The organism is Nocardia sp. NPDC055050 (assembly GCF_053608345.1).
The window spans coordinates 57938-72136 of sequence record NZ_JBSGVG010000021.1 but is presented as its reverse complement, the minus strand read 5'-3'; the positions used below and the strand labels follow the sequence as shown (position 1 = coordinate 72136).

General features: G+C 63.8%; 9 protein-coding genes. 4 read left to right on the top strand and 5 right to left on the bottom strand.

Annotation, left to right across the window (positions count from 1 at the left end):
* Both ACWGCN_RS21960 and ACWGCN_RS21955 read left to right on the top strand, forming a co-directional pair.
* Entirely contained in the window at positions 1-3174 is a 3174-nt protein-coding gene (locus ACWGCN_RS21960; protein ID WP_452458303.1) for a type I restriction endonuclease subunit R, read from the top strand.
* A 26-nt stretch (positions 3175-3200) separates the two neighbouring features.
* Positions 3201-4748, top strand: a complete 1548-nt coding sequence (locus ACWGCN_RS21955) for a serine/threonine-protein kinase (RefSeq protein WP_452458304.1) — start codon at positions 3201-3203, stop codon at positions 4746-4748.
* 231 nt (positions 4749-4979) lie between these two features.
* Here ACWGCN_RS21955 and ACWGCN_RS21950 read toward each other — a convergent pair whose 3' ends face one another.
* The 4 genes from ACWGCN_RS21950 to ACWGCN_RS21935 form a co-directional block, all read right to left on the bottom strand.
* The gene (locus ACWGCN_RS21950) at positions 4980-5615 is read right to left on the bottom strand and encodes a hypothetical protein (protein ID WP_452458305.1); all 636 of its coding nucleotides are present in this window, start codon (positions 5613-5615) and stop codon (positions 4980-4982) included.
* Between the two features lie 113 nt (positions 5616-5728).
* Positions 5729-7876: an AIPR family protein gene (locus tag ACWGCN_RS21945; protein ID WP_452458306.1), complete on the bottom strand. Its 2148-nt coding sequence runs from the start codon at positions 7874-7876 to the stop codon at positions 5729-5731.
* A 1020-nt stretch (positions 7877-8896) separates the two neighbouring features.
* Complete coding sequence (locus ACWGCN_RS21940) at positions 8897-10396, bottom strand: hypothetical protein (RefSeq protein ID WP_452458307.1); 1500 nt, start codon at positions 10394-10396, stop codon at positions 8897-8899.
* Positions 10393-10608 carry a hypothetical protein gene (locus tag ACWGCN_RS21935; protein ID WP_449970755.1) on the bottom strand — a complete coding sequence of 72 codons (216 nt, stop codon included), beginning with the start codon at positions 10606-10608 and terminating at the stop codon, positions 10393-10395. Before ACWGCN_RS21935 ends, ACWGCN_RS21940 begins: the two co-directional genes overlap by 4 nt.
* Here ACWGCN_RS21935 and ACWGCN_RS21930 point away from each other — a divergent pair.
* Positions 10583-11425: a TetR/AcrR family transcriptional regulator gene (locus ACWGCN_RS21930; protein WP_452529082.1), complete on the top strand. Its 843-nt coding sequence runs from the start codon at positions 10583-10585 to the stop codon at positions 11423-11425. The two genes, ACWGCN_RS21935 and ACWGCN_RS21930, sit on opposite strands and share 26 nt — an antisense overlap.
* A gap of 250 nt (positions 11426-11675) precedes the next feature.
* Here ACWGCN_RS21930 and ACWGCN_RS21925 read toward each other — a convergent pair whose 3' ends face one another.
* Positions 11676-13094 (bottom strand): WGR domain-containing protein, encoded by a 1419-nt coding sequence (locus tag ACWGCN_RS21925; protein ID WP_452458309.1) that lies wholly within the window; start codon positions 13092-13094, stop codon positions 11676-11678.
* A gap of 475 nt (positions 13095-13569) precedes the next feature.
* On the opposite strand from ACWGCN_RS21925, the gene ACWGCN_RS21920 reads away from it, so the two are divergent.
* Positions 13570-14196, top strand: a complete 627-nt coding sequence (locus ACWGCN_RS21920; protein WP_378636434.1) for a hypothetical protein — start codon at positions 13570-13572, stop codon at positions 14194-14196.
* The last annotated feature ends 3 nt before the right edge of the window (positions 14197-14199 follow it).

Genomic DNA, 14199 nt, shown 5'->3' with positions numbered 1-14199 from the left:
ATGAGTCCAGTCCATAGCGAACTCGTCTTCGGCGACGCCATTGTCGCCGCCATGCTCGATAGTGGTTGGCGCGTGGGCAATCCGCATGAGTATCGCGCGGACGTGGGCTTGGATATGGGTGAACTGTTCACCTTCATCGCCGCTACCCAGCAGCCGGAGTGGGATGACCTTGTTCTCTACTACGGCGGCGACGCCGATGAAGCCCAGCGTGGTTTCACCCGGATGCTGGATCAGCAGTTGAACTCGAAGGGCCTGATCGAGGTTCTGCGGTCGGGCGTGAAGGATCACGGGGTCCGTATTCGGGTAGCGTATTTCAAGCCGAACCTAGTGACCTCCGAGGATGCCCTCGACAGCTACCGGGCGAACCGGCTGACGGTGGTGCGGGAGCTGCCGTATGCCACCAAGCTGGCCGACAAGGGCAACCGTCTTGACCTGGCCTTGCTGCTCAACGGAATCCCCGTCGCCACTGCCGAGTTGAAGAACCCCCTCACCGGTCAAACCGTCGAGGACGCGAAGAAGCAGTATCGCGAGGAACGGGATCCGAGCGAGCTGATCTTCCGGCAGCGGGTGATCGCGAACTTTGCGGTCGACCCGCTGCTGGCATTCGTCACCACCCAGTTGAAGGGCAAGAACACCCGGTTCCTGCCGTTGAATACCGGATCGGAGGGGCCGGGACAGCCGGGTGGGGCGGGTAATCCGAGTCCGGTGGACGGCAAGCACGCGACAGCGTATCTGTGGGAACAGATCTGGCATCCGGACAACTGGCTGGACCTGCTGGAACGGTTCGTGCATACCCAGTCCTCGTCCGGCCCGTCGGGCAAGTCGACCCGTTCGACGATCTTTCCGCGCTATCACCAGTGGGATGTGGTCAAGAAGCTCACCACACATGCCGCGAAACATGGTGCGGGACATAACTATCTAGTGATGGCCTCGGCCGGCTCCGGGAAGTCGAACACCATCGGCTGGCTCGCACACCGTCTCACCGATCTGCACACACCGACTGACGCCGCCCAGCTCGATCCGGCGGCGCACGCGGCCGGATTGCAGCCGGGAACACCGGTATTCGACAAGATCATCGTGATCACGGACCGGCGCAACTTGGACAGCCAGCTCAGCGAAACCGTGGGCGGGTTCGAACGGGTGCATGGTCTGGTGGTCAAGATCGACGAGAAGCTGGGCGCCAAATCGGGGCAGCTCGCGAAAGCTCTCTCGCAGGAATCCGGGAAGATCATCACGGTCACCTTGCATACCTTCCCCGCGCTGCTGGACTACCTGAAGCGCACACCGACCGAACTGCTGGGCGGGCGGTTCGCGATCATCGTGGACGAGGCGCACTCCTCACAGTCCGGTGATGCGGCGACGGCGGTGCGGGCCGCGCTGCGCGACCTCGGGCTCGACGCTGACGACGAAGACTCGGGCTCCGTCGAACTGACGGTGGACGAACGGTTGCGGCGCAAAGCCGAGGACCGCAGCCAGGCGGGCAACCTCTCCTACTTCGCGTTCACCGCGACACCGAAAGCCAAGACACTCGAGGCATTCGGCACGTTGGTTGGCGACAAATATCAACCGTTCCACACCTATTCGATGCGCCAGGCCATCGAGGAAGGCTTCATCCTCGACCCGCTGCGCAACTACACCACCTACAAGACTTTCTACCGTCTGGTCAACGACAACCCCGACGACCGCGAGGTGCCCGAAGCGAAGGCGAAATCGCTGCTGGCGCGGTTCGCTGTCACCCACCCGTCGACGGTGCACCAGCAGGCACAGGTGGTTGTCGAACATTTCATCGCCCACACCCGCGGTCGGCTCGGGGGTCGCGCGAAAGCCATGGTGGTCACCGACTCTCGTAAGAGCGCTGTCGCGATGACCCGCGCCATCCGCGACCATCTCGACCTCACCGGCTACGGCCAGCAGTACCCGGATCTCGGCGTGCTCGTTGCCTTCTCGGGCCCGCTCGACTTCGAAGGGGAGGAGACGAGTGAATCGAAGGAGAACGGCGGGCTCTCCGAATCCCAGCTGCCCAAGGCCTTCGGCTACACCCGCGCCGACGACATCGCCACCCGCTCCGGTGGCAAAGGCCAGCAGGAATACCGAATCTTGGTGGTCGCCGAGAAGTATCAGACCGGGTTCGATCAGCCGCTGCTCACAACCATGTATGTGAACAAGTCACTCAAGGGCATCGCGGCGGTGCAGACGCTCTCGCGGCTCAACCGCACCCAGGAACGCAAGACGCAGGACGACCTGGTGGTCCTCGACTTCGTCAACGACGGTGAGGACATCCAGAATTCGTTCCGGCCGTATTACGAACAGGCCGAGTCGATGCCGACCGACCCGAACCTGCTCTACCTCGCGCAGGACAAGGTACTGGTCCCGCCGATCCTGCTGCAGGCCGAGATGCGCGCCTTCGCCGACGCCTATTTGCAGGCTGAACAGCAGGCGGCCGGTTCGCAGGCGAAATGGCAGAAGCTGCACGCCGAGCTGTATGTGCACCTGGCTCCCGCAGTGAACCGCTTCGCCGAACTCCTACACAGCGACGACGAAGACGACGTGGACCAGGCGGAAGCCTTCCGATCCGACCTCAAGGACTACGTCCGCAAGTACGGGTTCCTCGCCCAGATCGTGCCCTACCGCGACATCGACCTCGAACTGCTCCACCTCTACGGCAAGCACCTGCTCAATATGCTGCCCCGGCGGTCCGACGGTGGCGTTGATGTCGGCGAGGTTGATCTCAGCTACCTGAAACTGCAGAAGACCGGCGAACTCGACCTGAGTCTCAGCGCCGACGGCGCGGTGGTGCTGCCCGGATTCGGCGATGGCACCGGTGGTGCGCAGGAACCGGAGAAGTCGCTGCTCTCGGAACTGATCTCGCAGTTCAACGAGCGATTCGGCACCGAATTCACCGAGGCCGACGTCGCCGCACCGTTCCAGCAGGCGCTCGACGACCCCGACCTGCAGCTCGCGGCCCTCGCCAACAGCAACGAAGAAGACTTCCAAGGCAAGTTCGAGGAAGTCTTCGAGAACAAGATGATCGACAACTACGCCACCCAGGTGGACCTCGGTAAGCGGTACTTCAGCAAATCGGACCCGAAATTCAAGGCGACCCTCGATCGGCAACTCGGTCGGGCTGCGTGGCGGATGATCAGAAGGCAACATGGTGACACAGGGGCGGCATGAGCCGCGATAACGCAGCAGGGGACTAGATGCGGGAACTGATCGACAAACGCTACGAGCTGACCGCGCTGATCAGCTCGGGCGGCATGGGCGCGGTGTGGCGGGGCTACGACATCGTGCTTGACCGGCCGGTCGCGATCAAACGGATCCGGGTGGACCAGGTGGAAACCGGCGAACTCGCCAAGGAGTTCACCGAGCGATTTCGCCGCGAAGCTCGGGTCACCGCCCGCATCAGGCACCACGGAGTGCCGCAGGTGTACGACGCGGTGCTCGATGCCTCGTTCGAAAATGTCTACCTGGTCATGGAATTGATCGATGGTGTCACCCTGCGCGACTACCTCGACCCCGATGCCCAGCTGCCACTGTCGTGGGTCGCGGCGGTCACGGCGCAGATCGCCACCGTGCTCTCGCACGCGCATGCCTTACCGGTCGTGCACCGAGACCTCAAACCCGACAACGTGCTCCTCACCCGCGACGGCTCGGTGAAGGTGATCGACTTCGGGATCGCCGCCATTCTGGATCAGAGCGCGGCCAAGATCACTCGAACCGGTCAGCAGATCGGCACGCTGCGCTATATGTCGCCGGAACGTATTCACGACCACCCGGTGACGCCCCGCTCCGATCTGTACTCGCTGGGATGCCTTATGCATGAAATGGTGGTTGGAAAACCACTTTTCGAGCACGATTCGCCCTACGAGGTGCAACGTATGCACATCGAGGTAGCTCCGTTGGGCCTGCGTGAATTCCGCGGCGATGTTCCCGTAGACTTCGAGCGACTGGTGCTGGCCCTGGTGGCCAAGGATCCGCGCGACCGCCCTGCCGATGCCTACGCGGTCTATGAACGCCTGCTGCCATTCCTGCCCGCGCCGGGAGCCCCGATCCCACCCGGTGAGCTGTATCTCCCGGGACTGCCCGACCCTACTCGGATCTTCCGCCGCCCCAACGCCCCACTGGAAACTTCGCAGGTCGAGCCGACCCAAGTGTCCGCCGCTCCCGTGCAAATCACCGCGCCGCTGACACCACTGCACCTGCGCACTGCGATCGACACCGCCCTGCATCGATACGAGGAACTGGTCGAGGCCGACCGCTTCGCGCAGGCCGCGGATGCCTTGATAGCGGTCATCAACAGTGCCGCCGACGCTCGGGGTGCCGACCACGTCGATGTGCTCGAGCTCCGCCGAAAGGTGGTCGGCGCGTGGGTTCTCGGTGGCGAATACCGCCGGGCTCGAACAGAATTGGAATCGCTCGCCGAGGCCTACCGGCGCACAGAAGGCCGGTTCAGCGAGTCGGCGTGGGAGATGCGTTCGATGGCTGCGAGTTGTCGCATGCAGATCGGCGATATCGACGGCGGTTTCGCGGTCATGAACCAGCTGCTGAGCGATATCGTCGCCGCGGGCGGCGACTGTAGCGAGGCTGCCCTGGAAATGCGGCTGTCGCTCGGTGAGCTGTACTTCGATGCCGGTGCGTCCGCCGACGCGCGCCGGATACTCCAGCCGCTGCGCGATGATCTGCTGGTATTGCGTGGCCCGGATAATCCATTGTCCGCGCAGGTTTCGGCGTTGCTCGATGAGCTCTGAGGAGAGGCGAGTGTGACTGTTCCGGTCTCGAGCGGCGCTTCACATCGGCACCTCGTCGGACTGCAGCTGCTTCAGCTCGGCGGGGCTGAGGCGCTGGGTCGAATCAGCGCGGCCGTATGGGGAGAATCGGACTCCCTCGGCTTCGAGGAGGTGGAGCGGCCGACCAGGAAGCGTCGTACCAGCAGGGACTCGATGGACAGCAGTGCTCGGGCCACGCAGGATGAAAATCGCTCACCGCTGGTCCAATGACTTCTTCGCCCGAACCATCTTGTCGAGCAGCTGTTGCTGCCACACCGCTTGCTGTTCCCGCGAACCGATGTAGCCAGCCGGTCCGGTACTGCGATGGTGGGTCCTATGTAGCATCCGATTGGTTCGCGGGTACTGCTGCGCGAAGTGGCCCCATGCTTGTCGGGGTAAGTCGCCGAATATGAAGATTGACCGCAGGCGGGGCAACCGAGCGATCACCTGAATCAAAAGATCTGCTCCTTCCCTGAGCATTCTCGCTTGTTCGGTACCGGAGTGACTCCGGAAATTTCCGACATACCAGGGGTATATATTCCACGGGACGCAGTCGCGGCGGTCGATTCCGGAAAATTCGAGCGCGGCTGAGATCCGCTCCGCCGCCACGTCGGTGTTGTCGGCCGACAGGAATCCAGAGCCTTGCGCGACATCGTCGCGAGTCTGGCGTCCGGGCGATAGCGTCAATAACATCAGTCGTGCCTGAACTCCACCGAACTCAGGGGATACAAGCGGCACGAACCGCTCCGGATACCGATTTCTGAGCTCACCCACATAGCTGTTGAGTTCGGTGATATGGGGTTCGCGTGCCAACGCCTTGGTGGCAGCTCGATGCTCCGGGTGCCGCATCTGCCGAAACCTGGACTCCATTCGACCTCCCACGTCGACGAAATCGGATCACCGAGTACCTGCGATTGCTGCAATCATCCAACGCCGGCGGTAAGGCGTGGTTGGAAAGGTCACTACTCGGCGTCTTCCGTGGAATCCTCGAGTTGGTCGAGAACCCGCCCAGCCAGATCCGCCAAGGTTTCTCCGCTTTGTGTCATCCACCGGGTCGTGCCTTGGTTGGCGACCGGTCGACCCGTCCATTCGGCGAGCTCCCACATGTGCGCGATAAGACCAGACGGGGAGTATTGGTTGCCGTCGGCCGCCCACAGGACGGGGCGCTGCCGGTGCGCGACCCACGTTGCCCGTGTGCGCTTGGGATCCGCAGCCAGCCAGCTCGCCAATGCCGCTGTCTCCACCGGGAAGTTGTCTGACAGGACGAGTACAGTGCCCTCGGCCAGAATCCCCTTGTCTATCAACACTGTCACGGCGTTTGGGCGGCGGCGGGGTCGTGGTGCGGTGCTCCTGCGGTACTGACGTGCCTTCGCATCCGAGAACGGTGTGTCGCCGGACAAAACGTACTCAGCAATCTCTCTGCATCGGTCGATGTCCGAGCACACCGCCTGCAGGCGCGCACGGTCCCCGAAACGCTCGTCAATTGTCGTCGCCACTTGTGGAACCAGCTGCTTCACCAGGTCTGGAACTCGTCCGATCGCCTGAGCGGACCATGCCAGATCGGGATCGGCCTCATCGAATCCGTCCGCGTCGAGTTTCCGGAACACGAGATGGGTCAGCAGATACATACCGTGATCCATCAGAACCACCCCACGGCGCGCAAAATGACTTCGCAATTGATGCAAGGTGCGCTGCACGGCGCGCAGGATCAGTACCGCGTTCCACAACTGGTAGACGCTGGGCCGCGGACGGAACAGTACATCGTGAATGCCCTGAGAACCGCGCTCCCACAACACATCCAACGTGGTCGCGATTCGCGCCGCGTATTGACTGTCAGGGTGAGCGCATGCCAGCGCGCACGCTGCCTCCACCACCGAACAGCCCGCGTCCGCAGGCGGCTCGAGTTCACCCCGCCGCACGCTGTATTCGAGTCCGAGTTCGGCGCGCATCTCCTCCATGATTGCCGCGTGCAGGGGCTCTAGAGCGATGAAGTCGCGTGCCTCGACCCGGTTCTGACGGTTGGTCGCCTGCGTTGTTCGCTTGGCGAAATCTTTCGCCGCGCCGGTAACGATGATGCGCACGCTGACCTGCGCCTCTCCGGCCGCATCGTCGTGGCGAACAGCTTCTGCAATCGACTTCACGGTTTGCGCGCCGTTGACGACGCTTGCTCCACGCAGCATCAGTGACAGTGGCCGATTATGCGGTGATCGCATGTTGTGTGCGGTTCGTTCGACTTCCTCGCAGAGCACTGTGACGCCGTTGTTGAAGTACCAGAAGTTTGCGGGCTCCTCAGTCAATGTCGTGATCAGCTCATTGTTGATAGGTGTCCGACCGAGAGGATTTCGAATGTTAGCGCTGAAGAGATCTGATCCGGTTTCGACCCAGCGAGCGATATCTGCGGCGTTCACCACGCCATGGAAGGACGGATGCGGCGATCCGATCTCGAACCACGGGAACAGCTCCACGTCCAGATTCACCGGCGGCGGCGTCAAATCGCTTCGGATCGACTCCCACACCTCGCGGGCAAGGATGATCCGATGGTCGAGGACGTTGCCGTGTCGATTGAACTCTTTCTCTCCATTGACCAACGCGTCGGTAAAGCCGGCTGTTACCTCGTCGGCCCGCATCAGCACAATGACTTGAGTAACAGGAACCGGCCGCCGGTTCATCTCAGCGTGGGCGTGTGCGGCGAGTGCGCGGCCGCGGGGGTTGAACGGCTCGAAGTCGCCATCGTCGATCAGCCGCAACCCCGCCAGCAACTCCATGACCGCCGAACGATCGCTGTGTGCTTTACCTGCCTTGCTCCATTTCGCCTGGACGAGGTAAATGTGCGGGTCCGTGCCATCGACCACCGCGATCGCGTCGATGCCCTGGTCGGACGCCCCGTCGATCACTGTGAGGGCGGCCTCGTGGTGACTGAATCCGGTGACGACCCTGACGGCCTGGGCGGTGAGCGCGCGTGACAGCGCGCGCGGTTCGACCTCCGCGGGTGGCCGACCGTCGAGATCGCTGATATCCAATAGCGCGGAGTCGATATAGATATCCCGGAGTGCCCGATCGACCTGGCGAACCTGGGTCGGCATGGTGACTTCGCCGTGTGCGCTGGTCAATCTCATCCCTCCTGACGGCCATCGGCCCGTGATCCCGAACTTGCAGAAATCCTGCAACGAGCATCGACCCCTACTGCACGTGCCCGTACTCACATCCTGACAGATGGACCAGGGCGCTGCGCCGAGTGGCTCGGATCCTATTCGCCTCGGCGACAGTGAATCTGGCTCGGTGAGGAGTCGAAAGGAGCCAGTCGACAACCTGGAGCCGGTCCACGATGGCTAACCCTCCGGATCGGACGATTGGTCGTCCAGCTACTCGGTCGGTACTTGTCAATGCCCACATCAACTTGGTGGCAGACGCTCCTGAAAACGCGAAAGTTGTTGTGGGGCAAGACGCCGGGTAGCGGAAGCTGACTCAATCCTTGTCGGACCCGTCGCTCGGTTGCTGCCTTCGTCCATCGCGAGTTCGCTACCGAGTAGCCCGTCCGCGAGCGTGTACCGAGCGTTCTCCTTCGAGTGGAGCGCCGCCCGCAGGGACTCGATGCGCGATTCCCGGTCGACCAACGTGGTGACGATCGACTGTTGTTCTACCAGCGAAGGGATAGGGACGGCGAGTTCGGCCAGGCTGCAGCGCTGATGGTCGGTGCGATGTGGGCCGAAGCGGTTGTCCGATTCGTGCTGTGGTGGCTCGACTCAGTAGAAATTCCAGCAGGTAGCGCGGATCAATGGCGGGCAGCCCCTCGTCGTTGATCTTGGTGCACTTCGGCCATCGAGTCCGCTATTGATGCGGCACGCACACAGCTGACCATCACCGGCGCGGAGGAGACTACTGCCGCGACACAACGGCTGCGTAGGTCCGGGCTGCCGGGTCCGGGCGAGCATGTTCCCTATCCGACTCCTTTTCCCACGCCGACAACCCTGATTGCCCGACCGCGATGACCAGGCTATCGCTCAACCCCATGCTCTCCGGCTCTGCTCGATTCGGAACATGCTGTCCCGCAATACATATCCCGCACAGCCATCCATCACGACTTATTCGTCGCAAGGATGCTGATAGGTCTCTGGACGATCAGCTGGCCGTCAGCTGTCCGCGAGTTCTGGTTGACCGCATCGAGTTGCTTGTGCGACGAGCAGGTTGCGAAGTTGTTCGGGGATTTCTGTGCGGATGCCGGACAAGCCTTGCCAGATGGTGGGAACTTGCGTGGTGATGGTGCCTACAAGGGTTTCCAGGTTGTCGGCTTCGTTGAGGAGGGTGAGGGAGCGGGATCGAGCGGCGAGGTCCTGGCGGAGAAGGATTTGTATCAGGGTTGTGGCGCAATCGGCTGTGGGGGCGGCTTGGACTGCGGCTCGGAATTCGTTGTCGGTGAGGGTGTTTATGGTGTTCGCGAGGGTGTCGTGGGTGGTGGTGGGGAGGTCGTTGAGGAGGGGGAGGGCTTCGGGCCAGAGGTTGTGGGTGGCGGTGGCTTCTATGGCGGCGGTGAGGTAGGCGGGGCGGTGCATTACCGGGAGGGAAGCCAGGCGTTTGCGGTCCGGGTCGGAGAGGGCGAGGGCTACTGGCAGGAGGGTGGGCCAATGACTTTCGGCGTGGGCTTGCTCTATGAGGGTGGTGAGGGAGTCGTCGGGTTCGGTGGCTACTCGGGCGGCGACGGTGTGGAGTTGGGTGGGGGAGAGGTGGGTGGCTAGGGGGAGTAGGGAGAGCCAGAGGTTTTGGGTTAGGGCTAGGTCGGCGATTTTGGTGAGGAGGGTGGGGTTTTGCATGGCTGGGCGTTGGGCCAGGCGTTGTAGGGGGTGCGGGGACATGCCTGCTGCTACGGGGAGGAGGGTGTCCCAGGCGTCGACTTCTTCTACTGCGGCGATTAGGCCGTCGATGACTTCGTCGTCTTGGGCGGCTACGACATCTGCCAGTTTTGAGCGTTCGGTGGGGCCGAGGAGGGCTAGCAGGGTGATTGCTTTGGGCCATTCGCCTGCGTCGTGGGTTGCGCGGATGACACCGGGGACTCGGTCGGTGACGATGGTGAGGAGGCGGTCGGCTGCTGAGGTTTCCTCGAGGTAGTAGCCGACCTGGAGGATGTCGAGGTCGGAGGCGTGGGGGAGGGCTGCGCGGAGGACCGAGTCGGGGACTGAGCCTGCGAGGTTGCCCATTGTCAGGTAGTCGCCGCGGCTGATCAATTCGCTGGCGACGGCTGCGGCCATCGGGCCGGGGACCTGGGCGATCAGTTCGACTGCTCGGCGGGGGTCGAGGGTGAGGGTGGCGTCGGCTAGGAAACTGGGGGAGAGGGCGCTGGCGATGGCTACGGCGCGGGCTGGGTCGACGGAGCCGGCGAGTGCGGCGGCGAGGACGGGGCCGAAGGCGGCTTCGGTGATCTTGGCGGCGATGGGGGCGGGGACCAGTTTGGCGGCGGCGCCGACTCGCTGCATGCGGCGGGCTTCGCGGCGGGCGGTGAGATCGGTGATCTGGTCGCGGAATTCGCGGAGGGCCGCGGGTGGGAGGGTGGCGAGGAAGGCCAGGTCGGCGGGGTCGCGGTCGAGGACGCGGGCCAGTTTGGCTAGTTCGACGGTGGTGTGGTGGGTCGCGGTCATAGTCCGAGCACCTTCTTCACGGCGGGGCGGGCCAGGCGGGGGATGAGGCGCATGCCGGTGTCGAGGGCGTCGTCGAGGGCGGCCTTGCGGTGGTCGAGGGCGGCGCTGACGTAGTTGTCGAGGAGGGCCAGCTCGTCGGGGGTGAGGGCGGCGAAGTCGGGTGGCGGTGGGGCGCCGAGTGTTGCGGTGAGTTGGCGCAGGGCATCCGACACGGACCGTCTCCTTCGATGCGATGTCCGGAAGTTCGTACTGCCGGTACGGACAACGATACTGCCGGTACGACTCATCTTCTGTAAAGAGTCCTTTGCCCTCGGTGCGTGGATCACCTCAATCGTACTGCTGGTACGTGTATGGTTCTCGACCGTGACCCGCGCCAGTCGACGACCTCCGCCGGTGAGCCGGGATGTCATCGTCGACGCCGCGATTCGGGTGCTCGATCGTGACGGGCCTTATCCGAGCATGGATGCTTTCGCGGTCGAGGCCGGGATCACGAAGCCGCGGCTGTATCGGCAGTTCACCGACAAAGGCGACCTTTACGCGGCCATCGGTATACGATTCGCCGACTCGGCGTTCGCCGCGACGGGAACGGACCTGACCCTGCTGTTGCAGCCACCCAACGTCGCTATCGATCGCGCGCTCACTGACTATGCCGTCGGAATTCTGGCCCACCCCAATGTCTTCCGGTTCCTGACACAGACGAGTGCGAATCGTGAGGGCGCGACAGGCCAGTACGACCTCGCCAGTGCGGTGGCGGGTCGCTTCGCGGAAAGGGCTCGGGCGGTGGCGGGCTCGATTCCCCTGGATGCCGAGGGAATCGAATATCTGGCGCGGGCGATCGTCGGTGTGATGATCGTGCTGACCGATCTGTGGCTGAGTGACGCGAAACCGGATTCCGCAGAATTCGTCAGCAGGGTGCACGAATTGGTGTGGGGGATGATCGATGCGTTTCTGCGCGGGCGAGGGATCACGGCGGAACCTGGGGTGCCGATCTTCGTCACCCTGGCGGCATTGAGCCCGGACGAAGCCTGAGACACGCGACACGAGACCGGACACAACCGGCGGCATCGGCACTCGGCGTTATAGCTGACCGGTCCGACTACGCAGCCCGCCGCCGGCCACAGCCGTCACCTCATGACTGGCGGACTGTAGTCGTTCGTGGCTGGCGGTGAGGCTGCGACGTCGGGCGTGCGTTCCGATGCGGTGATCGGAGTCCAGGTCATCGTCGTCGGCTAGTCGATGGGATGGGTGGTGACCTGTCGGGGTTGGGCCGCTGGGGGACTCAGCCCAGGCGGCGGATGTCGCCGCGGACTCGGTAGAAGCCGCCGCGGGCGGATTCGGAGACGGCGTCGACGACGTAGCGGGCGCCGGCTAGGCGGATGTCGCGGGGGAATTGGACGTTCCAGCCGGGGTCGTAGCCGGGGGAGATGACGTGGACGCGCAGGGAGTCGCCGTGTTGGAGGCATTCGACGATGACGCCGGTGCCGACGTCGGTGGTGAGTTCGAGGGTGGTGCTGGGGGCTACGGCCGAGAATTCGGGGGCTTTCACCGAGCGGGTGGTGGGGAGGACGCCCTGGTCGGCGTCGCGGATGGCGGATTCGCTGACGTCGAGGCAGGACAGGGCGCCGGAGGTGGTGACCAGGTAGAGCTTTTCGTCGTGGTACTGCATGGAGTAGGCGGAGCCGCAGCCGGTGGCGAGTTTCCACAGGCGGGTGCCGGTGGCGTCGAAGCAGTAGACCGAGGAGTGGGAGTCGCCGGCGAAGACATAGCGGCCGTCGGGGGAGGCGGCGCAGGAGAAGACGGCGGCGTCGCACTGGTAGGTGCGGGTGGCGGTGCCCTGCTTGGTGATTTCCTCGACCTGGTTGTGGGAGGTGCCCGCGTAGACGGTGTCGGATTCCTGCCAGCCGAACAGGACCGCGCCACGGGTGGACGAATTCCACTGGGAGCGGCCGGTTTCCAGGTGGTACCTGGTGACGCCGGCGCTGTGGCCGTGGTAGACGCCGGTGGGGTCGACGCGGACCATCCAGCCGGAGTTGCCCTTGCTGCGGGCCGACCAGAGGGATTCCTCTTCGTGGTCGATGACGGTCAGGCCGCCCGCGGAGTCGGAGGCGGCGAGGATGCCGTCGTGGATGTCGAGCCAGTAGACGTCGTCGGCGGAGACGTCGTAGGCGGCGCGGGGGACTTTGCCGGACAGGTCGTAGACGCGGCCGTCGTCGCAGCCCGCGTAGATCCAGAAGTCGTCGGCGACGATGCATTTGACCGCGTCGGGCAGTCTGTAGCTGTTGGTGACGACGCCGGCGGGGGAGAGGGTGAAGACCTCGCCGTCCTCGTTGCCGACCCAGCAGCGCTGCTCGTCGACGAAGATGCCGAAGGCGGCGGCGCCGGAATCGAAACGCCACAGCACGGGGGCCGACTTGGCGGTGGAGCGCTGGCTGGTGATGCTGCGACGGGTGACGGTGCGGCGTTCGCGCGCGCCCATGACGGCGGGGGCGTAGCCCTTGCGAACCTTTTCGCCGATCTTTTTCTGCGCGGCCGACTTCGCCTTGTCCTCGGTGGCGAAGGAGCTCGCTTTGGACTGACCCTGCTCGCCGATGCGTCCGTAGCGGATGTTGACGTTCGTTCCGGTGACGACTACCTCGTAGAACTTGTGCGAGGAGCCCGCGTCGTCGGACAGTTCGAGATAGGTGGTTTCGGCGGTCATGCGTCCTCGCTGAGCTCGTGGAGATCGAATGCACGAAAAGTAGCAAGGGGCACCGACATTCGGTGCGGTGCTCGTCAGAGGTGGTATGTCCGGCAGCCGGTGGGGTGGACGGATGCAGTCCGAGTGCGCTGGACCGCTGCCCGGCGAACAAGCCGATAGCGCGCGTCGGAAGTTCGACCCGACTACAGAATCCGGCTCCCAGATGGTGGGATCGAAGGGTTTCCACGCAGACGCGGGATCGCGGAGGACCTCGCGATGCCGATCCTTGACGGGTTGGTCCCGGAGAGGTGGGAAACCACTGCGCCGATCATCGCGACAGGCCGTCTTTGTAACGACACGCGGCGAAAGGATTGCGGGATCGCGCTGGGTGATAGATGCTGGTCCAACTGTTGGTGCGTATCTGGGCGTGACTTTTCCGCGACCATTTCGTAATCTTACGGTGACCTGCTCTCGACAATGACTGGTGATAGACAACGTGACTGCTTCGCATCGCAAACCGTCGGCTCCCAAGAGTCGGCTGCCGCTGGCCGTATGCAGTCTCGCGGCGACTGTTCCCGGCATGTTGATGATGGTGATGCGGCCGGGTGCGCAGGTCGAGGCGGTGGCCTCGGTCGAACCGCTGTCGACGTCGGCCATCGAGGTCGACCCGATCGCCGCCGCGCCGACGCACGATGCGCCGCAGCCGGGGCCGATCGTCCGGGCGGATGACGAGATGGCGGCGTTGTCGGCGCTGAAGGTGAAGGTGTTGTGCGGGACGGAGTTCAACGGGACTCTGCCGCATGTGGCGCAGGTCGGTAACCTGCTGCAGAAGATGTTCGGGGTCTCCGACATCGGTGGTGCGCACGGTCGCTATGACGGTGACCACGGCGCGGGGCAAGCGCTCGACGTGATGACGGGCAACCTCGCGCTGGGCAATACCATCGCCGACTTCGTGCTGGCCAACAAGGCGCGCTTCGGTGTCACCTACGTGATCTGGCAGCAGCGATACAACGACGGCAACGGGTGGTCCTACATGGAGGATCGCGGCAGCCCGACGCAGAACCACTATGACCACGTGCACATTTCGTTCGAGTCGTCGGGCGCGACCAACATCGCCTGCTGATCG